Origin of the sequence: Acinetobacter sp. KS-LM10 (genome assembly GCF_036896575.1) — a bacterium.
Taxonomy (GTDB): domain Bacteria; phylum Pseudomonadota; class Gammaproteobacteria; order Pseudomonadales; family Moraxellaceae; genus Acinetobacter; species Acinetobacter avistercoris.
In genome coordinates this window covers 2,841,513-2,866,508 of sequence record NZ_CP145906.1, presented here as the reverse complement: position 1 = coordinate 2,866,508, position 24,996 = coordinate 2,841,513, and the positions used below count along the sequence as shown (strand labels likewise).

Below are 24,996 nucleotides of genomic sequence, written 5' to 3'. Positions count from 1 at the left end.
CTAGGTTTTTTGTTATGCGCATCTTTAAACGAATTCATGAAAAATTGAATTGGTCGCGTCGTCAGTATTGCGGCTTAATTATTGGCATGTTGGCTTTGGGTTATCTCTCTTCGGCGTTATATCATATGTATAAGCCTTTACCTGAAGGCTTAAACTTTACTGGGAAATTACGCCATGCCGAGGTCGAATTTGTTGCAGATTATACATATTTGGATGCAGCGGGTAAGCAACAACAAGATCATCAAATTTTTAATCAGATTTTAAATTTAATTGATGAAGCACAGACTACGATTGTGTTGGATATGTTTTTATTTAATCAAGCAATTGGTAGCTCTCAGATTAAGCATCAACCTCTAACCCAACAACTAACGGATGCATTGGTGTTAAAACGGCAGTTTAATCCGAATATTGAGATTAAATTGATTACCGATCCAATTAATTCGGTTTATGGTGGGATTGCTCCTGAACATTATCGCCAACTACGAAAATCTGGTGTTGAGGTGATTGAGACAGATTTGACTCCTTTACGAGCATCAAATCCGCTGTGGTCAGGTTTATGGTATTTATGCTGTCAAGGGATTCAAAATAATCCTGAAAAAGGTTGGTTACCGAATCCTTTTGGTGATGAAAAAATTACTTTACGTAGTTATTTTTCCTTATTAAATTTTAAAGCGAACCATCGTAAAACTATGGTGGTAGATACTGTGAAAGGTTGGAAAGCTTTAGTCACATCTATGAATCCACATGATGGCAGTTCACATCATTCCAATGTAGCTTTGATTGTTTCAGGGCGAACAGCGGTGGATGTTCTCAAAACAGAACAAGCGGTTGGGCTGATATCTAAAGGCTCGATTCCTGCAGTGGTAATGGGTGAGTTTGAGGCTGAAAAAAACTTACCTCAAGTGCAAGTATTAACTGAACAAGCTATTTTAGAAGCGACCTTAAAGCTAATTGATTCTGCAAAAGCCGAAGAAAATATTGATTTGGCTATGTTTTATTTATCAGAGCGTCAAATCGTTAAAGGCTTAATTGATGCAAAAGAACGTGGTGTAAATGTACGAGTTTTGCTTGATCCGAACAAAGATGCATTTGGTCGTGAAAAAAATGGTATTCCAAACCGCCAAGTCGCTTCTGAATTGAATGACGCAGGTGTTCAAGTTCGTTGGTGTAATACCCAAGGTGAACAATGCCATAGCAAAATGATTTTGAAATCCAATTTACAGCAAGCTGAATTGATTTTAGGTTCTGCGAATTTTACCGCACGTAATCTCAAAAATTATAATTTGGAAACGGATTTGCGTGTGGTTGGTCAATCCAATCAGAAAGTGTTTACCGATGCGCAAACCTATTTCAACACAGCATGGTCAAATCTCGACGATAAAAACATGAGTGTGGCGTATGCAAAATATGCGGATGAATCAAAACTTAAATATGGTGTTTATCGTTTTATGGAGTGGAGTGGTTTGTCGACTTTTTAAGATAAAATTTTGATCGAATTCTCTTGAAATACTAAACTTGAAATAATAAAAAAGTCTCTCCTGAATTAGAGAGACTTTTTTATTGAAAATTTTGTGCTTTAGAGCGTCTAATGCTTTAGAACTTTTTATGCTTGAGAACGTATCATGCTTGAGGATTAGGCGGAACTAAAGTGTCCAAATCTTTATCAGACATTTGATCCAGCTCTTTAATATCTGTTTTGATCTTCCAGCTTTCAGCAACTTCTACAGGTTGAGGCAAACGCGCTTCTAACCAGTCACAAATGACGTCAGGTGGGAAGTCAGCATGGTTGCATTGAATAACCCAAGCCAAAAATTGTTTCGCTTCACCATTCATATAAGGGGGGGGGGATACGGGTAAGAACTGAGTCGGTAGACGCTCGTTTTTAGAGATGTAATTTAAAACATGTCCCAGTTCTTGAACAGTTTGCCAAGCAAGCGGATGTTCAATATTGATTTGAAATTTAAACCACCACGCATTTTTTCCATCAGTACCATATGAGTCTATGAAAGATTCTTGCACGCTTGGGATTTTACAAAAAAATTGATGTAGACGATCAAAATTGAGTTCTGACACGATTGGGAATTCCACATGGTTTTAAAAAATTGATTCTAACAGAAGCTAACTCGGCTAGGCGATGCTTCTCTCTTGTGATGAGCTGATGTGTTATCAAGTTGTATAATTTATATTCATTGTTTCTCTTTATTCTTGGTATAAACTAGTTCTTGTTAAGCGAATCTAGGAGCTTGAGCATGCGCAGTAATATAAAATTAAAAAATGTGAATCGCTTGTATTTAGTGTGCTTGGGCTCTTTATTGACGTTATTTTCTCATACTGCGATGGCAGCAAATGATTGGGGGAATTATCGTGGTGTTGAGCGAAAAAACCCCCAACCGTCTAATCATCCACGATCTAATGCTTATGGATATTCAAGTTATAAGGGTTATGCCAATCCGTATGGAACACCCTTACCACCACAGCAATATCCGATTCGACCACCTGTCAATCAACGACCTTATCCACCTAATCGATATCCACATCCAGCGCCTTATCCAGTTTATCCGCAGCAGAATGGATTAACCATTATTTATAATCAACAATTGCCACAACAGACCGAGTATCACTCTCAACGTTCTGGTTTTGTGAATGGTGCTGATGGTCGAATTGAAAGTTCAACCTATACATTAATATCGGATTGGCGGCGCTATGGTTTACCCGCACCGAATATAGGAATGCATTGGATATATCAAAATGGACGTTATATCCAAATTGAGAATGATCGCTAAGGATCTAGGATAAGGATGCTAGCCCTCTTAGCAATCGTGATATCTAAATGCGTTTAATGTAGCTTTGATGTGATATGCATTGTCTACTTTAAGCCAACTCATCATCTTCTGGGCGTGGTGTTTTACCCATTGGAAGGGGCTTGTCTTGATGCTTTTCACGGATGACGGACGGGAAGTTCCATGATGCAAAACGAACCACCAAGATTGCAAAAGCCAGAATTAAAATAGACCCTGTAATAATGACTAAATCGATACTGGCTTTGTGCGTGTGTTGAATATCAGAGATTAGTAATCGGGTGAGCGCTGTAATCGCAATATAAATCAGGAAACGTACAGGCATATGGTTGGTTTTAAAATAAATACCGACCATTGCACCGAGTTCTAAATAAATAAAAAGTAGCAAGATATCGTCAATCGTTGCGAACTTTTTTACGGTTAACATTTCAATCACCGTATGTCCAGCCGACCAGATGACCATACAACCAATAATAAATAAAGCAATATAATGGAAGCTTTCTACTGCAATATTTCCGAAGCGATCTAAAAAGGATTCTATTTTTTCGACTTGTGAACTTTTTTGAGTCATGGTGATCTACTTTTAGGGCAGCATTTTGAATTAAGTTTAGCCATGCAAGTTCCATGCACATTGATCATTAAAATTTAATTCTATGAATATTGCAGATTTAGTGTTTTATTTACTCAAAAATGCTGTAGTGTATTCTTGTCATTTAACGAAAGAAGGATAATCATGTTAAATAAAATTCAAACAAAAATTGACGGCCTTGAACAAGGGAAAAAATTGATCTTGGGCTCAGGCATTCGAGCTGAAGCAATGCAAGAGGTGATAGCATTTTGTGAAGAGCTTCATGCAAATGGTCAAATTCGGATCGTGAAAATTAACAAAGCGAACGATACCAACAATGCGTTGGTGACTGGCATTATTCTCGAAAAAGTTTAAGTTATAATTTTAGATACAAAAAACCTGTTACTGATAAATCAGTAACAGGTTTTTTTATAAAGACTTAAGATTGATTTGTGAAGTAATCGTCACTGAAACCCATCACTGTTTCAGAGCTTGCTTTAATACGTGCAATACGTGTATGCAGTTCAGGTAAAATACGTTGGATAAAATAGTTCACCAACGATAATTTATTTTGGTAAAAGTCACCTGATTTGGTATTGGCAGCTTTGGCTATTTTTGCAAACATGTATGTAAAGCTGAGTAAACCAACTGCATGTAAGTAATCAACCGCCGCAGCATTCGCATAATCTGGATTCTCTTGAGCACGTTCAAGAATCGTTTGTGTAATCACTTCTAATTCAGTTGCTGCATCTAAAGTCGCATCTTTGATGTAGTTGAGATCTGCATCTAAATCATTAGCAAAATCACGAATCTCAGCGATATATTCAGCGATAAACTGACCATTACACTTAATCGTTTTACGACCAATCAAATCTTGAGACTGAACACCATTGGTGCCTTCATAAATTTGTGAAATGCGTAAGTCACGGATACATTGTTCCATACCCCATTCACGAATATAACCATGTCCACCAAAGACCATTTGTGCATCAAGTGTTGCATTAAAAGCAGTGTCGGTTAAATATGCTTTAGCAATCGGGGTGAGAAGCGCAACACGGTTGTTTGCAGCAGCGACAGCTTCTGGATCAGTTGAGAATTTGGTGATATCTAACTGTTGACCAACATAGACTGCAAAAGCGCGTGACGCTTCGTTGTTGGCACGGACATTGAGTAACATACGACGAACATCACCATGCACTAAGATGCTGTCGGCAGCTTTGTCTGGTGATTTTGCACCTGTTGCACTACGGCCTTGAAGACGGTCAGTCGCGTATTGTGCTGCATTTTGGTAGGCATATTCTGAAGCACCTAAGCCTTGGATCCCCATCGATAAACGTTCATAGTTCATCATCACGAACATCGCTGCCAGACCTTCATTTTCTTTGCCAACCAAATAGCCTTGAGCAGCATCAAAATTCATCACACAGGTTGCAGATGCTTTAATCCCCATTTTATGCTCAATTGAACCTGGACCCGCGCTATTACGCTCACCCAAAGAACCATCAGCATTGACGATATATTTAGGAACGATGAATAAAGAAATACCACGCGAGCCTGCAGGGGCATTGGGTGTTTTTGCGAGCACCAAGTGAATGATGTTTTCAGCAAGGTCGTGATCACCACCAGTGATGAAAATCTTAGTCCCTGTAATCTTGTAGGTACCATCTTCATTTGGTTCAGCTTTGGTTTTAATAATACCTAAGTCTGTACCTGCATGTGGTTCAGTAAGGCACATGGTACCTGACCATTCACCAGAATATATTTTAGGTAAATAGGTTTCTTTTTGCTCTTGAGATGCATAGCTATTTAAAGCCATACCTGCACCTACAGACAGCAGTGGATAAAGCATGAATGATGGATTGGTTGCGAATAACATTTCATCTGCTAAAACCGTCAGCATTTTAGGCATGCCTTGACCGCCCCATTCTTCATCAGCCGCTAAGCCAATCCAACCACCTTCAGCATATTGTTGAAATGCTTCTTTAAAGCCAGCAGGGGTCGTCACAGCGCCATTGTTATAGGTAGCACCTTCTTCATCACCTGTACGGTTGATTGGAAGTGTGACATTTTGAGCGAATTTCGCCATTTCTTCTAAGATGGCTTCTGCTGTAGCTGCATCAACATGTGCAAGGTTTTCATTGGCTTGCCAGAATTGTTCTGCTTTGAAAACATCATTTAAAATGAATTTCATGTCGGCTAGAGGCGCATTGTAAATTGGCATTTTTCGATCACCTATTTTTTGTTAATCTATGGATTATCTAGAGTCTAAACAAGCTGTGCTGCTGTTGTTAGACGACTAAAGGTTAACATTGTTGATTTATTGGGTTTGAGTTTTGATTAATAAAAAAGGACAGCCATCATGTTTTGGCCGTCCTTTTTCTTTAAGTGATGAGACTCATCTTCATTAGAATGCGAAATGTTCAGCATCTAAAGACATGAGTGGCTCAAGACCACCAGCAATCACGTCTACGTGTGAACGTACGCGCGGCAAGATTTTCTTGAAGTAGAAGCGAGCAGTCGTTACTTTTGCATTATAGAAATCGACTTCGGTTGAACCCGAAGCAAGTTTCTCTTGTGCAACTAGTGCCATACGTGCCCATAAATATGCAAGCGTTACATAACCTGAGAAGTATAGGTAATCTACGGCAGCAGCACCGACTTCATCTGGATTTTGCATTGCACGCATGCCAATCTGCATGGTTAAATCACCCCATTCTTTATTGAGCGCAGCCAATGGCTCAACAAATTCTTTCATTGCAGCATTGTCTTTGTTTGCTTCAATAAATTTATGGATGATTTTAGTGAAATCTTTCAGCATTGCACCTTGGGTTTGTAATACTTTACGACCCAATAAATCCAATGCTTGAATTTCAGTTGTACCTTCGTATAAACATGCGATACGTGTATCACGTACAATTTGTTCCATACCGTGTTCTGAAATAAAACCATGACCACCAAACACTTGAACACCGTGTTTCGCAGCTTCAGAACCAGCTTCTGTTAAGAAGGCTTTCGCAATCGGCGTGAGAAGAGACAAAATATTGTCAGCAAATTTGCGTTCTTCCTCAGATTCAGCCTGTTCTACAACATCGGCATAGTGTGCCAAGTCATAAACCAATGCACGACCACCCTCAGCAAATGCTTTTTGCGTTAAAAGCATGTTACGAACAGCGGGATGCACAATAATTGGATCGGCATCTTTTTCAGGCGCTTTAGGACCTGAAAGTGAACGCATCGCTAAACGATCTTTCGCATAAGCCAACGCACCTTGGAAAGAGCTTTCCGCAGCAGCCAAACCTTGAACAGCAGTACCAATACGCGCAGTGTTCATAAAAGTAAACATGGCATTTAAACCGCGATTTTCAGGTCCAATCAAGAAGCCTTTAGCTTGATCAAAGTTGATCACACAGGTGGCATTACCATGAATACCCATTTTGTGTTCAATTGATCCACAACGTACAGCATTACGTTCGCCAACTTCACCATCAGCTGTTAAGTTGAATTTAGGAACAATAAAGAGTGAGATCCCTTTGGTGCCTTTTGGCGCACCTGGCAGGCGTGCAAGTACAATGTGAACAATATTGTCCGCCATGTCATGCTCACCAGCAGAGATAAAGATTTTTTCACCAGAAATCGCGTAGCTACCATCCGCATTCGGTTCAGCTTTAGAACGGATAATACCAAGGTCAGAACCTGCATGAGATTCTGTTAAACACATCGTACCTGTCCATTCACCAGATACGAGTTTGGTTAGAAAAGTTTGTTTTTGTTCATCTGTCCCATGGTGTTCGATTGTACGCACTGCACCATGTGAAAGACCAGGGTACATACCCCATGCCCAGTTAGATGAACCAATCATTTCAGAAATGATAATACCGAGTGAGTTCGGTAAGCCTTGACCACCGTATTGCTCTTCGGCAGCTAAAGAAGGAAAGCCGAGTTCTACGTATTTTTTATAGGCTTCTTTAAAACCTGTAGGCGTTTTGACTTCGCCGTCATTCCAAGTACAACCTTCACGGTCGCCAATTTGATTGAGCGGAGAAAGCTCATTTTCACAGAAGTCCGCAGCGGCTTCTAAGTATTGATCCACCAATTCACGGCTTACGTTTTCTTTGAATGCAGGGAGCTTCGCATAATGTGCTTCAGCATTTAATAATTCATGCAAAACGAATTGCATATCACGTACAGGCGCTTTGTATTGTGGCATATCGTGTTCCTCAATACTGGTTAGACCAGATTTATAATCTTAATAAAAAATGTAGCGTCTTCTATGACAACTATTTAGTTCTAATACATCGTGCAATAACTTATGCTTTGGTACAAGTTTTATAGACGTTTTCTGTGTGACTGTAAAGTCAAAGAAAAAACATAGGAAAATTCTAAGTATTTATAGTGTATGGATATTTGATTAGAATTGTATGAAACAAATTGTCAAAAAACGTAAAGAGATATGTCAACAAAAAAGGCGCATTATGCGCCTTTCTCAGATTTGAAAATTTATGCAGTTTTGTTTGTTGCTAAAGCGGGTGCCGAATTGGGTTGAAAGCGAACTTCACATTTACCATTTACAGATTTTTCACCCATTTTAATTTGGACTATTTTTCCATCTGTTTGACCCGCACATGCTTGAGCAATCGCTTGTTGTTGAGCTTGGCGCTGTGCGAGGCGTAAGTCATAGGCTTTAATGAGTTCAGCTCTTTTGGCATCTGTTAAAGGCTCACCACGTTTTTGATCTAAACCACGAACTTCACCACGCATAGGACGGTGTTCACCACGAACATGCTTCATCTCTTTACGATCAGCTTTGAATTTGATGACACACGTTCCATCAATGGTACGTTCACCAGCTTTAACCTGAACGGCTGAACCAACTGCCTTACCATCACAGGCTTTTTGCATTTGTGCAAAAGCTTGTTTACGCTCTGCTTTATGTTGTTTAAATGCTTCACGTTTTTCTGGGCTCATGCGTTTTTGTTCATGACCTTTCATTGAACGTGGATCTTTTTGCGGAGTTGTTGTGGTTTGACAAGCCGTTAATGCGCCTAGGCTGAAAAGACCAGTACTTACAATTGCAATTTTAGTCATCGCTTTCATTGTTGTTATCCTCGCAGTTTGGGATTTAATATCGGTGAGATTTAATTTCAATGTCGTCAGACTAATCAATAATGATGAAGAAACAATGGACTTTTTATGCCTTTTTTAGTTAATGCTTAATTAGCTAAGATTGAACTTGTGCATTAGAGATTGTGCATTAGAGATTGAAATAACTTAAAGAGTAAAGCCTCAAATATCGGCATTCTTCAAATAAATTTTTACGAATTAAAAACATTGAACAAAGATGAAGAAACAATGAAGAGTTTTTTTATGCACGCTTCTATACAATCATATGACCTATACAATCCAATGAAATGAAATTGTGAGTCCCATTTTGAATACACGTCGCGTTCCAATCGCATTGCGCTTATTTTTAACTGTGTTATTGACGACCTTGTTAATTACTACAGTGAGTTTGAGTGTCTTACATTGGACGATGCAAAAAAACTTCACCCAATATATCGCAAATGTCGAAATGCAGAAGCTTGACTATCTGATTGAAAACTTGGCTGAAGTTTATAACGTATATGATGATTGGGGCAATGCAGTCCAAGCGCAAATCTTGCAAATTGAAGGCAAGGCAGGACCTGACGATTATGACCGTTTATCACGTTGGTGGTTACGTCGACAATATGACATTGCCTTACAACAGCGTTATTTTAAAGAACATACGGTGATGAGCGAACTCGATGCGCGTGGCTCGACGATGATGAATGCCGAAGACTTAAAGGTTTTAGAAGCAAATTTACCTTCAGAGTTCCAACCTTTCGAGGGTTTAACCTTTCCACTCAGTTCGAGTCAATATCAATACCGTGTTTCTGCACAAACTGATGAGAAACGCTTAGCTGAATTAAAACAAGCCGACAAAATACAGGGCAAGAAGCTGTTTATTTCAATGTCTGATCATTTGGGCTTGAGTGCACGCCTTTCTTTATATGATGCTAAAAAGCAATTTGTATTGGGCGAACCTTCAGAAAATGCAGTCTCTTTCAGACCCATTACGGTAAAGGGCGAAGTGGTTGCTTATTTAGGTTTACGTCCACTCTTAAACCAAGATGATGCTTTAAGTATTAACTTTTTTAGCGATCAAAAACGATATTTGCTGTTGATCTATATTTTATCTTTTTTAACCAGTTTGGTTGCTGCATTATTGTTGGCGACTTATTTTAGAAAGCCGATTCAACAATTACTCAATGCAACGCGTGAATTAACACAAGGTAATTATCAGTACCAAGTGAAAGTCAATCGTAATGATGAGTTGGGTGACTTGTCGACTGAGATTAATCAACTTGCTGTCATTTTAGAGCAACATGAAAATTCACGTCGTCAATGGGTAGCGGATACTTCACATGAGTTGAAAACGCCGCTCGCTGTGTTGCAAGCTCAGATTGAAGCGATGCAGGATGGTATACGAAAACCTACACCTGAGCACTTTGCCTCGATGTTGGCGCAAGTAAATAGTTTGAAAAAACTAACACAAGATTTGGCTGATTTAGCGCAAGCAGAAGCACAACAACTTAATTTTTATTTTGCTGAAGTTGATCCTTGGTCTGTAGTACTACAGGAAATAGAAAACTTTAAACCAAAATTTGAACAAGCAAATTTACAAATTAGTGCGCAGGGTGAGGGTACTCAATTACAATTAGATGTCGATCGCTTTAAACAAATTATGGTCAACTTATTGGGCAATAGTATTCGTTATACTGAGTCTGGCGGTGAGATTAAAGTTCATACTTTAGAAGATGCTCATCATTGGACCGTGATTGTAGATGATAGTCCCTTTGGTTTGAGTGATGAGCAATTATCACATTTGGGCGAAAGATTCTATCGCGCAGATGATTCACGAACGCGAAGTACCGGCGGCACAGGTTTGGGCTTGGCATTATCGATGAAAATCGTTCAAGGTTTACAAGGCACGTTAACATTTGATCATTCACCATTGGGTGGTTTGCGTTGCACATTGACCTTTCCGAAACACACGAAAGCACAGTAAAAGGAAGACACATGAAGCATGTGATGTTGGTTGAAGATGAAGTTGAACTTGCACAATTGGTACGTGATTATTTAGAAGCAGCGGGTTATGAAGTCAGCATGTTTCATGATGGTCAAGAAGCCTATAACAGTTTCCAGCAACGTAAACCGAGTCTAATGATTTTAGATTTAATGGTGCCACGTATGGATGGTCTGACCATTTGCCGTAAAGTGCGTGAACAGTCTGATCTACCGATTATTATGGTCACTGCACGTACTGAAGAAATTGATCGTGTCTTGGGCTTAAATATGGGTGCAGATGATTATCTCTGCAAACCCTTTAGCCCTAAAGAGTTGGTTGCACGTGTTCAAGCCGTATTACGCCGTTTAGATCGTAAAGCTGAGCCTGAAACGAATAATCTATTTCGAATAGATAAAGCGCAACAGCGTATTTGGTATCAACAAAAGACGTTGAATTTGACACCCACTGAGTTCCGCTTGCTTGAATTGTTTTTAGAGCATGTAGGACAGGTGTATTCACGCGTTCAGTTACTTGATCACATTAATCCAGATAGTTTTGAAGTAGCTGACCGAGTGATTGACAGTCATATCAAAAATTTACGTCGTAAGATTTCAGATGCGGCTGAGACGGGTAACCGTCATGAATGGGTTCAAGCTGTTTATGGCGTTGGTTATCGTTTTGAATATCCTGATGATTAATGCGAATGATGAATGCTGATGGTTTATTTTGGATGAATTAAAGCGTTCAAAAAACCTTTTCATAAGTCGAAAATGATTATTGAGTAGCAGTAAATTGGTATATGAAAATCTCTTCTCCTTTTGGGAGAAGGTTAGGGTGAGGGAATACTCCTCGTGAGCGGGTTGTGTGAATAATGACTTTTTGAAATAAGTCTAATGATTTAACTTCAATCTGGTTGATTAAGAAAATAAATTAAAAAGCTCAAATTTAACGTTGAGCTTTTTTAATTTCTAATCTTTTTAAATTTGAGCTTTATAACTTTAAGCTTAATAACTTTAAGTATTAAAACAATAAAAATGGGTCAATACAGTCTCGTCCATTTTTCTCGTTCAGATGAGTTCGATTTTTGAGGCGACATAGTATTTATACGTCCTTAAAAACTTTTCTTTTCAGCCAAAGTGAAACACTGACTAAAGCAATCAAGACAGGGACTTCCACCAAGGGGCCAATAATCGTGGTAAAAGCAACAGGTGATGCAAGGCCAAAAGTGGCAATCGCAACAGCCAGTGCAAGTTCAAAATTGTTTCCAGCTGCAGTGAATGAGATGGCAGCTGTTTTAGGGTAGTCATTTCCCATCCATTTACTCATAAAAAAGCTAATGAAAAACATCGCTATAAAGTAAATGATTAATGGAAGAGCAATTCTGAGTACATCCAATGGTAAGTTTATGACTTCACCACCTTTTAGACTAAACATTGCAACAATGGTCAATAACAGTGCAAGTAGGCTAAGTGGACTAATTTTAGAAATAAATTGAGTTTGATACCATAACAGCCCTTTTTGCTTCACCAATATAAGCCGAGTTAAAAAGCCCAATAAAAATGGAATACCCAAATAAATAAGAACAGCGTGGGTGATAGTCCAAAAGCTGACATGGATGACCTGTGCACTTACACCAAAATAGGGAGGTAAGACAGTCAAAAATAACCAAGCATATGTACTAAAAAAAACAATTTGGAAAATACTATTAAATGCGACCAGTGCAGCAACGTACTGATTATCACCACAGGCGAGATTGTTCCAGACCAAAATCATTGCAATACAACGTGCCAAACCAATGAGAATGACTCCAGTCATATACTCAGGATAGTCATGTAAGAAAATAAGGGCTAAAGCAAACATTAAACAAGGTGCAATGAGCCAATTTTGGATCAAGGACAGCGCTAATATTCGTTTATCTTTAAAGACTTGTGGTAATGCTGCATAGTCCACTTTTGCCAGTGGTGGATACATCATTAAAATCAGACCAATCGCAATCGGAATATTGACTGAATCAATGCTCATTTGATTTAAAGCAAGCGATATTTGAGGAAAGAAGAAACCAATCCCAACACCCAATGCCATGGCTATAAAAATCCATAAGGTTAAGTTACGGTCTAAAAATGAAAGTTTGGACGTAGACATAAACTTACTCAATCGTTGAAATTTTATTGATTTCGACGCTTAATTCAGTATGAGAAAGTCTATCTAAATCCAGTTCAAACAAGGCATCTAAACGCTTGTTAATGTGTTGAACTGTCATCAAGAAAGCGTTGAGCTTTTCTGCTTGAGGTAGGTCTAGATGTGATGGATCAGATAAACCCCAATGTGCTTTTATGGCGTGATCTAAATAAAGTGGACAAGCTTCTTGAGCTGCCGAATCACAAACAGTGATGACCACATCTGGTTGATACTGCTCACAAGCATCAATGCTTTTACTCCATAAGCCTTCAGTGCTTAAGCCTAAATTTTCAAGTGTTTTCAATGTCAGTGGGTGAACTTGCCCAGAAGGTTGACTGCCTGCGCTATACGCTTTCCAACCAGCGGGGGCGCGTAGATTAAAAAGTACTTCTGATAAAATGCTACGACAACTATTACCTGTACATAAAAATAAAAAATTCATGAATATTACTCGCAATGCATTGAAGTGGCTGAATCAAGATGAGGGTTTTGCATCGATAAATCATTTTGATTAGATAATATTTTCAAAACATCTTTTGCCCAGTCTGGCAGATCTGGATTGAGGCGGTAATACACCCATTGTCCTTTTCTCTGATCAAGCAGTATTGAAAGATTGCGTAGTAAAGCCAAATGTCTTGAGATTTTAGGCTGGCTTAACTGCAAATGTTCCGTAAGCTCACAGACACAAATATTTTGTTTAACCATGACCATTTTTAAAATGTCCAACCGGGTAGTGTCTGAGAGACATTTAAAGAAATCAGTTTGATTCACACGATAAAACCTAAAATTTAATTTATTTGAATATACGTATATCCATATATTTAATCAACAATGTTTTAATGAAAAATATTCATTAGGTATATTTCATAAATTTAAAAAACCTTGAGCGAGAACGAATTGAAATATAAGAACTACGCCTTTCTCAGGTACTGGACTGGGATGAGGGAATACTGATTTTGAGTTTATGTGATAAAAAATGACTGATGAAACAAGTCGATTAAATGATCTGAATACTCAATAGTATTGATAAGTATTGAGCGGTTATTTAATTCTATTTCTTATATCAGGTAGTTCGCTTTTTTATATTTAATATTTAAGATTCAAGCCAAAATTTTTATAATCATTTTATAATTTTACTTAATTAATTTTTTATATAAATTTAAATTGGATTTAATATTATTAAGTATAGCTTATTATCACCTTAAGTAATATTTCTCAGTGGTTTTATTTAATAAATATATATGATTTTTAATATCGTAATCTCTAATATTTTTCGATTTTAGACGAGCTGATGTTATATATCTTATTCTTAAAATTTTTACAAAACAATTTATGAGATTTTATTGGTGGATTTTTACTTTAAAATAAAAAATATAAGTCCATAATTTTTTTATGGATATAACATTTTGCTAATCATATTGCTTAAATATTATTATATGACATATTTATTAAAAAATAAGATAATTTTTCTCGTTTAATTATTGTTTATAAGTTTATGAAATAGAAAAATAATTTAAATTTTAAGGTCCGCAAATGTGATGTTTTTGTGAGATTGTTGTCTTATTTTTTTAATAATAAAATGCAATAGGCGTAATTAACATTTTTATTATAATAATTTTTCACTCTTAAAATTTAACAGAATTAATCATGATACTAAGTATAATTGGATATTCTTTAGCTGGTCTTAATGGTGTTTTAACAAACTCTTTATTTGAAAATATTAGATATAGTAAGATAACTAATCAACTTTCAAAATATGGTGTTGACAATAGTATTGTTAAAAATACATTAAAAGCTTTAAAAAATGGACAGATTGATTCCAAAGTTGTTGATAATTTGGTGTCGAATTTATCTACGGGTGCTTTATCAAATAAGATTGTAAATAGTATTTTAGGTAGTACGGTTAATAATAATTTAAGTCCTGAGTTAACATCAGGATTAATTGATGGTCTTGTAAATAAAAAGTTACCGATGGATTTGGTCGGTAATTTATTGGATAGTTTGGGCACACTTGTACCGAATGTAACCAATGCAGTAGATGGCTTGACGGATACATTGACAGATACTGTTGATGCTGTTGTTGGTACAACAACCAATTTAGTCGAAAACTTAGTCAAAGGTTTAGGCGTTCAAATTTCACTGCAAGGAGTGAATAAAACTGTAGGCGCCTTGACCAACACTGTTGATAAAGTTGTAGACACCACAACAGATGTTGTCGACAAAATATCTTATACATTACTCAGTAATAGTGTCATTGTTAATTTATTGAATGGCTTAGTTAATGGCTCTTTACCAATTCCTTTGGTTAGTAATTTATTAAATGGTTTGAAAAGTGGCTTATTGCCATTAGAGCTTGTGACGAAACTCGTTGGTGGTTTGACTGGCGGCTTGTTGTTACTTGATCTAGTCACTAATCTCATAGGTGGTTTGACGGGTGGCTTATTGTCACTTGATTTCGTATCTAACTTGCTTGGTGGAATCACTGGCGGTTTATTACCATTAGATCTAGTCACTAATCTCATCGGTGGTTTGACAGGTGGCTTATTGTCACTTGATTTCGTATCTAACTTGCTCGGTGGTATCACTGGCGGTCTATTACCACTCGATTTAGTCACTAATCTTATCGGTGGTTTGACAGGTGGCTTGTTGTCACTTGATCTAGTAACGAATCTCATTGGTGGTTTAACGGGCGGCTTGTTGTCACTTGATTTCGTATCTAACTTGCTCGGTGGTATCACTGGCGGTCTATTACCACTCGATTTAGTCACTAATCTTATCGGTGGTTTGACAGGTGGCTTGTTGTCACTTGATCTAGTAACGAATCTCATTGGTGGTTTAACGGGCGGCTTGTTGTCACTTGATTTCGTATCTAACTTGCTCGGTGGCATCACTGGCGGTCTATTACCATTAGACTTAGTCACTAATCTCATAGGTGGTTTGACGGGTGGCTTGTTGTCACTTGATCTTGTTTCTGACTTGCTTGGTGGTATCACTGGCGGTCTATTACCACTCGATTTAGTCACGAATCTCATCGGTGGATTGACAGGCGGCTTGTTGTCACTTGATCTAGTAACGAATCTCATTGGTGGCTTAACAGGCGGCTTATTGTCACTTGATTTCGTATCTAACTTGCTCGGTGGTATCACTGGCGGTCTATTACCACTCGATTTAGTCACTAATCTTATCGGTGGTTTGACAGGTGGCTTGTTGTCACTTGATCTAGTAACGAATCTCATTGGTGGCTTAACAGGCGGCTTATTGTCACTTGATTTCGTATCTAACTTGCTCGGTGGTATCACTGGCGGTCTATTACCACTCGATTTAGTCACTAATCTTATCGGTGGTTTGACAGGTGGCTTGTTGTCACTTGATCTAGTAACGAATCTCATTGGTGGCTTAACAGGCGGCTTATTATCACTTGATTTCGTATCTAACTTGCTGGGTGGCATCACTGGCGGTCTATTACCACTCGATTTAGTAACGAATCTCATTGGCGGCTTAACAGGCGGTTTATTGTCACTTGATTTCGTATCTAACTTGCTGGGTGGCATCACTGGCGGTCTATTACCATTAGATCTAGTCACGAATCTCATCGGTGGATTGACAGGCGGTCTATTACCACTCGATTTAGTCACGAATCTAATCGGTGGATTGACAGGTGGCATGTTGTCACTTGATCTGGTCACGAACCTCATTGGTGGCTTAACAGGCGGCTTATTATCACTTGATTTCGTATCTAACTTGCTCGGTGGTATCACTGGCGGTCTATTACCACTCGATTTAGTCACTAATCTTATCGGTGGTTTGACAGGCGGCTTGTTGTCACTTGATTTCGTATCTAACTTACTCGGTGGCATCACTGGCGGTCTATTACCATTAGATCTAGTAACGAATCTTGTTGGTGGTTTGACTGGCGGCTTATTGTCACTTGATCTTGTTTCTGACTTGCTTGGTGGAATCACTGGCGGTTTATTACCATTGGATCTAGTAACGAATCTTGTGGGTGGTTTGACGGGTGGTTTGTTGTCACTTGATCTGGTTACGAATCTTATTGGCGGCTTAACAGGCGGCTTATTGTCACTTGATTTCGTATCTAACTTGCTCGGTGGAATCACTGGCGGTCTACTACCACTCGATTTAGTCACTAATCTCATCGGTGGTTTGACAGGCGGCTTGTTGTCACTTGATCTGGTCACGAACCTCATTGGTGGCTTAACAGGCGGCTTATTGTCACTTGATTTCGTATCTAACTTGCTCGGTGGAATCACTGGCGGTCTATTACCATTGGATCTAGTAACGAATCTTATCGGTGGTTTGACGGGTGGCTTGTTGTCACTTGATCTAGTAACGAATCTTGTTGGTGGTTTGACTGGCGGCTTATTGTCACTTGATCTTGTTTCTGACTTGCTTGGTGGAATCACTGGCGGTTTATTACCACTAGACTTAGTAACGAATCTAATTGGCGGCCTCACTGGCGGTCTATTACCATTAGATCTAGTAACGAATCTTGTGGGTGGTTTGACTGGTGGCTTGTTGTCACTTGATTTCGTATCTAACTTGCTCAGTGGCCTCACTGGTGGTCTATTACCATTGGATCTAGTAACGAATCTTGTGGGTGGTTTGACAGGCGGCTTGTTGTCACTTGATTTCGTATCTAACTTGCTCGGTGGCATTACTGGCGGTCTATTACCACTAGATTTAGCAACCAATCTTGTGGGTGGCTTAACAGATGGTTTGTTGTCGCTTGACCTCGTATCTAATTTATTAGGCGGTGTAACGAGCGGCCTGTTGCCATTAGATATTGTGACCAATCTAGTTGGTGGTTTAACACCATTATTAAATGAAGCTGTTAATCTTGTTCCGACTGAGAGTATTTCGAATCTAGTTGAGAGTGGATTAAACGCTGAAATTCCGGTTGATGCGATTGGTAATTTATTAACAGAAAGTTTGAATATTATTCCGACTGAAAGTGTTTCAAATCTAGTTACGAGTGTATTGGAAAATGATATTCCAGTTGATGCGATCGGAAATCTATTGACCAATTTGGTTGGTGCATCACCAGTAGATTCGCTGTTGAATACACTTACTGATTCGTTGCAATTAAATGGATTGACAGATTTCTCTGCGAAGCCACTAGATCTAAATATCTTGGAGCAAACGCTACAGAGCAACGCTGGTGTTACTGCAAATGACGAAGTGAGTAATTTGCTTAATAATCTAATCGGTACTGCTATCGTTTCGACTGAGAAGTCAAATTCTCCAAGTCAGTTTGTAGGTGATTCAGTTCTAGTGATATCTAAACCGTTGCTAACTGATCAATTATTGGATAACAACTCAAGCTTAATTTAATTTTAAATTAAATATTTAAAATTAAGTGTTAAAAAAAAGATCACCTTAGCTTAAGGTGATCTTTTTTATTTAAAGCAGAAAAAAATTAAGATGAACAGCTCACCATAATTTTAGGTTCATCACTTGCTAATGGTGCTAAATCTTCAGGCTTTTCTAATTGAGCTTGTTGGGTATAGGGTTGACTCAATAGTGTGAATAAACGATCAATCTCAGAAAAATCATCTCGTTCCGCTTTTTCAATGGCCGTTTGTAGCATGTGGTTTCGTAAAATATAGTGCGGATTAGCTGAGCACATTTCCTTATCTAAAGTCTGAGTTTCTTGTCCATCACGAATACCTTCATATTGGCTCAAGAAAGCTTCAAATTGACGTCGATCAAGACAATCATCTTTGATGACTTCGTATTCCTTATTTTGTAGGCGAATAAAGCTTTGGGTGTAGTCGAGTTGTTCTGTTTGTAAAATACGAAGGAATGCCATCGCACAATCGAAACTGTCTTTATGATCCTTAGGTAAGCCCATTTTTAGACTCAGTCCGAAGCGATAATGTTCTAAAAAAGTCGGTTCAAAATGTTCTAAACATTTGGCGAGGTCTTCTTTAAATTGCTCTTTGTGTTCGGGTTTAGCTAGAGGAATGAGGTTGTTTAACCAAGTCCATAAGTTCCAATGTGCAATACTCGGTTGTTGTTGGTAGGTATAGCGCGCATTGTAATCAGAATGATTATTAATCCAGTTCGGTCGGAAGCGCTCCATAAAACCGTAGGGGCCGAAGTCCAGCGTAGAGCCGGTAATATTTAAATTATCCGTATTCATCACACCATGAGCAAAACCAACCAGTTGCCATTTTGCAATCATGACCGCTGTACGTTGAATCACCTTGATCGCAAAGGCCAAAATAGGTTGTTCTGCTTCCAAACATTCAGGGTAATGCCATGCGATACATTTCTCAGTAAATTCTTTGAGTAATGTGGGTTGGTATTGATTAATCCATTCAAAATGTCCGAGTCGAATATGACTGTCTGATGTTCTTAACATCATGGCGCCAAGCTCTAGCTTTTCACGTTGTACACCTTGGGTGGAAGAAGTGAAACCTACGGCATTACTTGATGGCACACCTAATGCATTTAGCGCATGTCCTGCCAAGTATTCACGGATGACGGAGCGAAGCACTGCACGGCCGTCACCCATACGAGAGTAGGGGGTAGGGCCTGCACCTTTTAAATGTAAGTCGATGGTTTGATTATCTTGATCCAAAATTTGCGCGATGAGTAATCCACGACCATCACCTAATTGGCCTGCCCATTGTCCAAACTGATGTCCAGCATAAACCATTGCAAGAGGTTCAAATTCTGAAAATGTTTGTTGGCCACTACAAATTTCGACCCAATTTTCTTGATCCTGTGCAGACCATTGTAATTTTTCAGCCAGCGCTTGATTAAAATGACCAGGCTTAGCACCAGAGAGCGGCTTAGGTTGTTGATGGTGATAAAGCTTGGCATCAAGAGAAGGATAGCGCGGATTAAAATGCATAACATAAACAGTAAATTTTGAATTAAAAATACTATAGCAAAGATTCTATGGAATAACTGTAGGGCTTTCATGCTATGCAGAAGTGATCAGTTCATGTTGCTAGTCCACAATAAAAAGCTTTGCGCCTGTCACCGTAGAAGAGCGGTGTGCTTCAGCATTATCTGCAACTTGGTAACTCATTCCTGCGGTTAAGGTAAATGAACGACCATCGTTTAACTCAGTATATAACTCACCTTCGATACAAAACAAAATATGTCCTTTATTGCACCAGTGGTCAGCGAGATAATGTGGAGAATACTCAACAATTCTCACTCGAATATTATGAAATTGCTGAGTTTGCCAAAGTGCAAAGCCACTTTCTCCTAGATGTTTAATCTTTTTAACATTCGTCCAAACCGTGGTTCCGAATGGAATATTATCTATATTCATGACTGATCCCTTGCATGAGTATTGTATCGATCATAAAAATAAGAAAAGCTCCTATTGGAGCTTTTCAGAGAAGGTATTGCTTTAAGCTAGTGTGGTTACACCGTGCTTTTTTTTAGATTCCGCACAAGGATCTGTAAGGTATTGCGATGATGTGCTAAACGTTGTTCAACCAATTGAAAATCAACTTTTAACTTACCGTCCATTTGATGGATTTTTTCAGCCACAGAAGCTTTCTTGGTTTGAATTTCTTGCTCTTTCAACTTTGCCCAATCATTTAAAGTTTGGGTAAAGGCTTCGTATTCTTGAGCAATACGATCTTTGACCGTCGCAATATCATCATTAACGTTATGACCATACACAGCTAAATCTTGCTCAGCGTATTTAAAACGCATAGCCAGTTCAGCTTTCTTGATATTGAAACTTGGAATACGACGAAGATTTTTGGCTAGGCCTAGTTTAGAACACGTCCAAATCAACCATTTTGTTGGGTCATATTGCCACCATTTCACACCATTACGGTAGTCATATTGGAAGATATGATGATAGTTATGATAACCCTCACCCCATGTTGCAATCGCTAAGACAAAGTTATCACGTGCAGTATTTTCATCTGTATATGGACGTTTGCCCCACATATGACACAGTGAATTGATGAAGAAAGTTACATGGTGACTGAGGATCAAACGTAATAATCCACCCAGTAAAATAACACCCCACATATCACCGACAGCCCAGCCGACAGTAGTTAAAATAACGACATGAACAGCGATGACTAAAGGTACATAATATTTATCTTGGAACATGACGATTTTGTCATTTAACAAGTCAGGTGCATTTTTATAATTTGCTTCAGCTGCTGGATAGTTACGAAGCATCCAACCGATATGCGCATACCAAAAGCCGTTATTAATTGAATAGGGATCTTTTTCAACATCATCTACATGACGGTGATGTGTACGATGCCCTGAAGCCCAATACAAAATACTATTTTGCATGGTGAACGTACCACCAAGCATGAGTAATATTTTTAAAGGTGTAGACGCTTCATAAGCACGATGTGCCCATAAACGGTGATAACCCGCTGTAATACTTAAACTACTAAATCCAAGTAAAACAAACATACTAATCCATGCACCTAAAGTAAAATCGTGGTGATAGGCGTATAAAGGAATTGCAATAATGGCAACAATAGGTAAAAACACCAAAGCGAAAACTGCTATCCAATTTATTGGGGCTTTGTGTAGGGGAGCATTCATCTCCAACAGCACTCCTAGAACCTTTTAATAAGGTCGGTATAAACGAAATCGGCACCACATTTTTGTGGCTAAGACTTAACCATATTAGCATGAGAGAACATTTGTTCACTACTATTATTGTACAGTTGTATTGTGAAAACAGTAACAAAATAATGTGACAATATTAGCTGTATTTATCAATATTTAAAAAGATATTTATTCTTCTATTTCTTGAGTAATAATTGTCTTTAAAAATAGACACTTTTAAGCAAAATTGCTGAATTGGTCTGTGTGGTCATCATTCCAGCCAATGATTTTTTATTATTATCTCTATCTCTATCTCTATCTCTATCTCTATCTCTATCTCTATCTTAAAGCCTGCATCATGCTTTTAGGTATATCGGTAATTAAACCATTTACACCCAAGCCTTTAAGTTGTTTCGCGCGTTCAATATTATTCACCGTCCAGACACTGATTTCTAATTGCATATTTTGAGTGGCTTTAATGATTTCATCTGTGGCCAATGGATTCATCCACCCAATTTGACAGCATCCCAAAGCCAATGCCTGATCGATCGCTTTAAATTTCACATCATGTTCAATGAGCAAACCGCGTTTAAATATTGAGTTTTGCTGTTGAAGAGCATGGAGGATTTTAGCATCAAAGCTGGTAATGACCGCAGTCTGTTCAAAACCTTGTAATTGTTGTTGTAAGGACTGAATGAGTAGGTCTGCCTGTTGCTGAGTTTCGACCGCTTTCACTTCAACTTCGATATGCTCAAAATTTTCAATAATTTTTAAAGCTTGATTCAGTAGCGGTGTCTTTTCGATGTTGTTCCAATCTGACCATGTCGCTGCATGATTATAATGCTCTAAATCTTCGCTAGCACATTCGTATACAGATTTTTCCTGACCTGAGGTTCGAATGAATTGGTCATCATGCATAATGATCAGAGCATGATCTTTCAATTGCCGAACGTCAAATTCAACCGCACGAATACCTAATTCCTGAATGTATTGAAAACCACCCAGCGTATTTTCTGGTGCTTCGCCACGCGCACCTCGATGCCCAATTATTCGCATGTTGAATTCATCAGTTGAAAAGCTAGTGTATTGCGTACAGAGAATACTATTGTCGACATAGATTATTTCATTGAAATGACATCATTAATTTTCGTCGGTTGCAAAAGAAAAACAAGTCCCAACCGACGAGAATTTTCAGATATAAAATCAGAGCATGATTTTAGTTTTCGATGGTGTCATTAATGTTTTTCTGCCAAAGCACTTCAGAACCACCTTCAGCACGTTGCAACGCACGTGATGCAACGAATAACCAATCTGAAAGACGGTTTAGTAATTGTAGTGATACGGGTTGAATATTTTGATCACGTGCATGCACCGTCATCAAACTACGTTCTGCACGGCGACAAACCGAACGTGCTTGATGTGCATAGCTACACGCCAAGGTTCCGGCAGGCAGAATAAAGTCTTTGAGCATCGGTAATGCTTCGTTCATACGATCAATTTCTTTTTCTAGAAATTCAACTGAAATAGGCAGCACCATATTGTAGTTTGGAATACAGACCTCACCACCAAGATCAAATAACCAGTGTTGAATCAAACTGAGTGACTTGTCCCATTGCGCTTTATTTTCTATAGCACTCACTGTGATTTGCGAACGTAATATACCGATGCACGAGTTTAATTCGTCTACGTCGCCTAGTGCGTGAATACGTAAATCATCTTTTGCAACTCGAGAACCATCACCCAGTCCTGTAGTGCCCGAATCGCCAGTACGCGTATAAATTTTACTTAAACGGTGACCCATATGAGTTCCTTGAATTTTGGATAGTTCTATTGATTAAGGATAATGCCATAGCTGTGACCTTATCCTTAAATTTTCGCTATTTAAGTGAGCTTAAAGCCAACTCATTTTTTTAATACTTAAAAGTAACCCCAGCGGAAGCTAAGCGACCACCGTTGACGTAATAAACATTATTTCCGTTATAAGACGTTTTGTAATGCACATCACCTACATTTTGAATGTTAGTGAAAAGTTTTACATTTGGATTTACGTTCCAGTAAGCGTTTAGATCAATGGTCATATAGCCAGGGTTCGTTGCTGGGCCGATCAATGCAGAGTCTGCAAAATCTTTTGAATGTGATTTTGCAGAAATAGCCGTACTTACGCCAAATTGATCATTTTGCCAACCTGTGCTTAGGGTGGCGCTTTGACGTGGTCGACGTACTAAATCTAACTTGCTCACATCATTCTTGGCTTGTACATAAGCATAAGCAAGATTTAAGAAGAGTTCGTCATGTTTCCAATTTAGATTAAGTTCACCGCCTGTAAATGTTGCTTTATCAACATTATTTAAAGCACTGGTGTAGGTGATTAAATTATCGACTTCATTACGATAAACGGATAATCCAGCAGTAAGTTTATCGGTGATTCGTTGATCTAAGCCGATTTCATAAGAGAAACTTTCTTCTGGTTTTAGGTCAGGATTCGCACCCCAGCCTACAGCATATAAATCATTATTGGTTGGTGCTCTGAATGCAGATCCAATATTGGTATATATACTCGTTGAGGGTAAAATTTGGTAGCGGGCAGCAACTTGGCCAACGGTGTGTGTCCCAAATTTTTGATGATCTTCTACACGAACACCGACTTGAGTATTAAGTTTTTCAGCTTGATATTGATGTTGTAGAAAGTAACCCGTGGTGTTGACACCTTTGTTGTAAAAAACATCTTGTCCAGGATAGTAAACGCCTTCCCACTCATAGCCTTCACCTTCAGCAAAAATATCGCTTTCTTGATTTTTATGCGAAATGCCGAACAAAATATTTTGAGAAGGGTTGAATTGCCACTTACTATAAAGTTCAGCTTCTTGAGTCTGATTTTTTACAAAATCAGGTTTTTCATTTTGTTGAAGATCATCTTTGAATTGGGATAATCGTGCATTCAATTCAAAAGTATCTGTTAAGTTGATACGACCTTTTAAATTAATTGTTTCATTTTCAAAGTCATGAGATGTTAAATTGCCGTAATTATCATAATTACTGAAACCTTTATTGGTGTTGTAATCGACAGAAGCTGCAAACTTTTCTTTTTCAACACCGAGTTTTGCGCTATAGCCTTTTTGATCATATGCTGCTTTGTCAGAACCTGTGATTGTTGTGGCTGGCGTACCATCTGTTTCTAAACGTTGTCCACGTATCTGAGCATATAAACCATTTTCAGCAAAATCAGCACCAGCGACAGTTTTATAAGTACTATTCTCAGCAATTTCACCTGTTATAAAGGCACTATTCTTTTCAGGAATCTTGCTAATCAGTTGAATAACGCCCCCAATCGCATCGGTTCCATATAGAACAGATGCAGGTCCTTTAAGAATCTCAATTTGTTTGATATCTGTAGTATCTAAAAATGCGAGTGAAGCCATTCCTGAAGAAGCGCCATTCAAACGAATACCGTCACGTAAAATAAGTGTATGCGTTGAATTTGTACCCCGAGTGAAGATCGAGGCTTGCTGTCCGAAACCACCAGCTTGTACCATATTAATCGCTGCTTCACTCATAAGAAGATGAGGGAGTTCAGCAATTGGAGATTGTTCTAAAATTTGAGGATCAATAATTGAAATACGTGCAGGCACATTCTTAATTTTTTCTTCAGAGCGAGATGCTGTCACTACCAAAGTTTCTAAAGATGAATTTACGACAGTTTTATCGGGGCTAACATTGGCATAAATGTGAGTAGAAAAACCCGAGACAATAGCGATAGCACCGACAAGGGTAGTCGGTTTAAAAGGAGAAGACATGAT

General features: G+C 38.5%; 20 protein-coding genes. 6 read left to right on the top strand and 14 right to left on the bottom strand.

Annotated elements, in window-relative coordinates; all coding sequences use genetic code 11:
- Positions 1-14 precede the first annotated feature (14 nt).
- Positions 15-1,478: a phospholipase D family protein gene (locus V5M36_RS12910; protein ID WP_338559693.1), complete on the top strand. Its 1,464-nt coding sequence runs from the start codon at positions 15-17 to the stop codon at positions 1,476-1,478.
- Between the two features lie 142 nt (positions 1,479-1,620).
- Here the strand turns inward: V5M36_RS12910 and V5M36_RS12905 are convergent, their stop codons facing one another.
- Positions 1,621-2,073: a hypothetical protein gene (locus tag V5M36_RS12905; RefSeq protein WP_338559691.1), complete on the bottom strand. Its 453-nt coding sequence runs from the start codon at positions 2,071-2,073 to the stop codon at positions 1,621-1,623.
- Positions 2,074-2,249: 176 nt separating this feature from the next.
- Here V5M36_RS12905 and V5M36_RS12900 point away from each other — a divergent pair, with 176 nt between their 5' ends.
- Positions 2,250-2,783 (top strand): RcnB family protein, encoded by a 534-nt coding sequence (locus V5M36_RS12900; protein WP_338559689.1) that lies wholly within the window; start codon positions 2,250-2,252, stop codon positions 2,781-2,783.
- Between the two features lie 88 nt (positions 2,784-2,871).
- On the opposite strand, the gene V5M36_RS12895 is transcribed toward V5M36_RS12900, so the two are convergent.
- Positions 2,872-3,369: a phosphate-starvation-inducible protein PsiE gene (locus V5M36_RS12895; protein WP_338559687.1), complete on the bottom strand. Its 498-nt coding sequence runs from the start codon at positions 3,367-3,369 to the stop codon at positions 2,872-2,874.
- 162 nt (positions 3,370-3,531) lie between these two features.
- On the opposite strand from V5M36_RS12895, the gene V5M36_RS12890 reads away from it, so the two are divergent.
- Positions 3,532-3,741 carry a hypothetical protein gene (locus tag V5M36_RS12890; protein ID WP_338559684.1) on the top strand — a complete coding sequence of 70 codons (210 nt, stop codon included), beginning with the start codon at positions 3,532-3,534 and terminating at the stop codon, positions 3,739-3,741.
- Positions 3,742-3,805: 64 nt separating this feature from the next.
- Here V5M36_RS12890 and V5M36_RS12885 read toward each other — a convergent pair whose 3' ends face one another.
- From V5M36_RS12885 to V5M36_RS12875, 3 genes are all read right to left on the bottom strand, one after another.
- Positions 3,806-5,587 carry an acyl-CoA dehydrogenase C-terminal domain-containing protein gene (locus tag V5M36_RS12885; RefSeq protein WP_338559681.1) on the bottom strand — a complete coding sequence of 594 codons (1,782 nt, stop codon included), beginning with the start codon at positions 5,585-5,587 and terminating at the stop codon, positions 3,806-3,808.
- Between the two features lie 183 nt (positions 5,588-5,770).
- Entirely contained in the window at positions 5,771-7,573 is a 1,803-nt protein-coding gene (locus tag V5M36_RS12880) for an acyl-CoA dehydrogenase C-terminal domain-containing protein (protein WP_338559679.1), read from the bottom strand.
- A 290-nt stretch (positions 7,574-7,863) separates the two neighbouring features.
- The gene (locus V5M36_RS12875; protein ID WP_338559677.1) at positions 7,864-8,460 is read right to left on the bottom strand and encodes a hypothetical protein; all 597 of its coding nucleotides are present in this window, start codon (positions 8,458-8,460) and stop codon (positions 7,864-7,866) included.
- A gap of 334 nt (positions 8,461-8,794) precedes the next feature.
- Here V5M36_RS12875 and baeS point away from each other — a divergent pair, with 334 nt between their 5' ends.
- Together baeS and V5M36_RS12865 are read left to right on the top strand one after the other, a co-directional pair.
- Positions 8,795-10,453, top strand: a complete 1,659-nt coding sequence (baeS, locus tag V5M36_RS12870; protein WP_338564216.1) for a sensor histidine kinase efflux regulator BaeS — start codon at positions 8,795-8,797, stop codon at positions 10,451-10,453.
- An 11-nt stretch (positions 10,454-10,464) separates the two neighbouring features.
- Positions 10,465-11,151, top strand: a complete 687-nt coding sequence (locus V5M36_RS12865) for a response regulator (protein WP_338559675.1) — start codon at positions 10,465-10,467, stop codon at positions 11,149-11,151.
- A gap of 403 nt (positions 11,152-11,554) precedes the next feature.
- Here V5M36_RS12865 and arsB read toward each other — a convergent pair whose 3' ends face one another.
- From arsB to V5M36_RS12850, 3 genes are read right to left on the bottom strand one after another with little or no spacing between them, the layout of a single operon-like run.
- Complete coding sequence (gene arsB / locus V5M36_RS12860; RefSeq protein WP_338559672.1) at positions 11,555-12,595, bottom strand: ACR3 family arsenite efflux transporter; 1,041 nt, start codon at positions 12,593-12,595, stop codon at positions 11,555-11,557.
- 4 nt (positions 12,596-12,599) lie between these two features.
- The gene (locus V5M36_RS12855) at positions 12,600-13,073 is read right to left on the bottom strand and encodes an arsenate reductase ArsC (protein ID WP_338559670.1); all 474 of its coding nucleotides are present in this window, start codon (positions 13,071-13,073) and stop codon (positions 12,600-12,602) included.
- A 5-nt stretch (positions 13,074-13,078) separates the two neighbouring features.
- Complete coding sequence (locus tag V5M36_RS12850) at positions 13,079-13,342, bottom strand: metalloregulator ArsR/SmtB family transcription factor (RefSeq protein WP_445206333.1); 264 nt, start codon at positions 13,340-13,342, stop codon at positions 13,079-13,081.
- Positions 13,343-14,278: 936 nt separating this feature from the next.
- Between V5M36_RS12850 and V5M36_RS12845 the strand changes: the two genes are divergently transcribed.
- The gene (locus V5M36_RS12845) at positions 14,279-17,980 is read left to right on the top strand and encodes a hypothetical protein (RefSeq protein WP_338559665.1); all 3,702 of its coding nucleotides are present in this window, start codon (positions 14,279-14,281) and stop codon (positions 17,978-17,980) included.
- 85 nt (positions 17,981-18,065) lie between these two features.
- Here the strand turns inward: V5M36_RS12845 and V5M36_RS12840 are convergent, their stop codons facing one another.
- From V5M36_RS12840 to V5M36_RS12815, 6 genes are all read right to left on the bottom strand, one after another.
- On the bottom strand, positions 18,066-19,508 hold the full coding sequence (locus V5M36_RS12840; RefSeq protein ID WP_338559663.1) for a protein adenylyltransferase SelO: 1,443 nt from the start codon (positions 19,506-19,508) through the stop codon (positions 18,066-18,068).
- Between the two features lie 99 nt (positions 19,509-19,607).
- Positions 19,608-19,937, bottom strand: coding sequence for a DHCW motif cupin fold protein (locus V5M36_RS12835; RefSeq protein ID WP_338559660.1), 330 nt, complete (start codon positions 19,935-19,937; stop codon positions 19,608-19,610).
- Positions 19,938-20,032: 95 nt separating this feature from the next.
- Positions 20,033-21,193 (bottom strand): acyl-CoA desaturase, encoded by a 1,161-nt coding sequence (locus tag V5M36_RS12830; RefSeq protein WP_338559658.1) that lies wholly within the window; start codon positions 21,191-21,193, stop codon positions 20,033-20,035.
- 345 nt (positions 21,194-21,538) lie between these two features.
- Entirely contained in the window at positions 21,539-22,255 is a 717-nt protein-coding gene (locus tag V5M36_RS12825) for a glycerophosphodiester phosphodiesterase (RefSeq protein WP_338559655.1), read from the bottom strand.
- A gap of 160 nt (positions 22,256-22,415) precedes the next feature.
- Entirely contained in the window at positions 22,416-23,000 is a 585-nt protein-coding gene (locus V5M36_RS12820) for a cob(I)yrinic acid a,c-diamide adenosyltransferase (protein ID WP_338559653.1), read from the bottom strand.
- A gap of 109 nt (positions 23,001-23,109) precedes the next feature.
- Entirely contained in the window at positions 23,110-24,993 is a 1,884-nt protein-coding gene (locus V5M36_RS12815; protein WP_338559651.1) for a TonB-dependent receptor plug domain-containing protein, read from the bottom strand.
- Positions 24,994-24,996: the final 3 nt, after the last annotated feature.

Bases quoted from the DNA above. Each gene is read 5' to 3' on its own strand.
- V5M36_RS12910 (WP_338559693.1), top strand. From the start codon at position 15: ATGCGCATCTTTAAACGAATTCATGAAAAATTGAATTGGTCGCGTCGT.
- V5M36_RS12900 (WP_338559689.1), top strand. From the start codon at position 2,250: ATGCGCAGTAATATAAAATTAAAAAATGTGAATCGCTTGTATTTAGTG.
- V5M36_RS12895 (WP_338559687.1), bottom strand. From the start codon at position 3,369: ATGACTCAAAAAAGTTCACAAGTCGAAAAAATAGAATCCTTTTTAGAT.
- V5M36_RS12890 (WP_338559684.1), top strand. From the start codon at position 3,532: ATGTTAAATAAAATTCAAACAAAAATTGACGGCCTTGAACAAGGGAAA.
- V5M36_RS12885 (WP_338559681.1), bottom strand. From the start codon at position 5,587: ATGCCAATTTACAATGCGCCTCTAGCCGACATGAAATTCATTTTAAAT.
- V5M36_RS12880 (WP_338559679.1), bottom strand. From the start codon at position 7,573: ATGCCACAATACAAAGCGCCTGTACGTGATATGCAATTCGTTTTGCAT.
- V5M36_RS12875 (WP_338559677.1), bottom strand. From the start codon at position 8,460: ATGAAAGCGATGACTAAAATTGCAATTGTAAGTACTGGTCTTTTCAGC.
- V5M36_RS12865 (WP_338559675.1), top strand. From the start codon at position 10,465: ATGAAGCATGTGATGTTGGTTGAAGATGAAGTTGAACTTGCACAATTG.
- arsB (WP_338559672.1), bottom strand. From the start codon at position 12,595: ATGTCTACGTCCAAACTTTCATTTTTAGACCGTAACTTAACCTTATGG.
- V5M36_RS12855 (WP_338559670.1), bottom strand. From the start codon at position 13,073: ATGAATTTTTTATTTTTATGTACAGGTAATAGTTGTCGTAGCATTTTA.
- V5M36_RS12850 (WP_445206333.1), bottom strand. From the start codon at position 13,342: ATGGTCATGGTTAAACAAAATATTTGTGTCTGTGAGCTTACGGAACAT.
- V5M36_RS12845 (WP_338559665.1), top strand. From the start codon at position 14,279: ATGATACTAAGTATAATTGGATATTCTTTAGCTGGTCTTAATGGTGTT.
- V5M36_RS12840 (WP_338559663.1), bottom strand. From the start codon at position 19,508: ATGCATTTTAATCCGCGCTATCCTTCTCTTGATGCCAAGCTTTATCAC.
- V5M36_RS12835 (WP_338559660.1), bottom strand. From the start codon at position 19,937: ATGAATATAGATAATATTCCATTCGGAACCACGGTTTGGACGAATGTT.
- V5M36_RS12830 (WP_338559658.1), bottom strand. From the start codon at position 21,193: ATGAATGCTCCCCTACACAAAGCCCCAATAAATTGGATAGCAGTTTTC.
- V5M36_RS12825 (WP_338559655.1), bottom strand. From the start codon at position 22,255: ATGCGAATAATTGGGCATCGAGGTGCGCGTGGCGAAGCACCAGAAAAT.
- V5M36_RS12820 (WP_338559653.1), bottom strand. From the start codon at position 23,000: ATGGGTCACCGTTTAAGTAAAATTTATACGCGTACTGGCGATTCGGGC.
- V5M36_RS12815 (WP_338559651.1), bottom strand. From the start codon at position 24,993: ATGTCTTCTCCTTTTAAACCGACTACCCTTGTCGGTGCTATCGCTATT.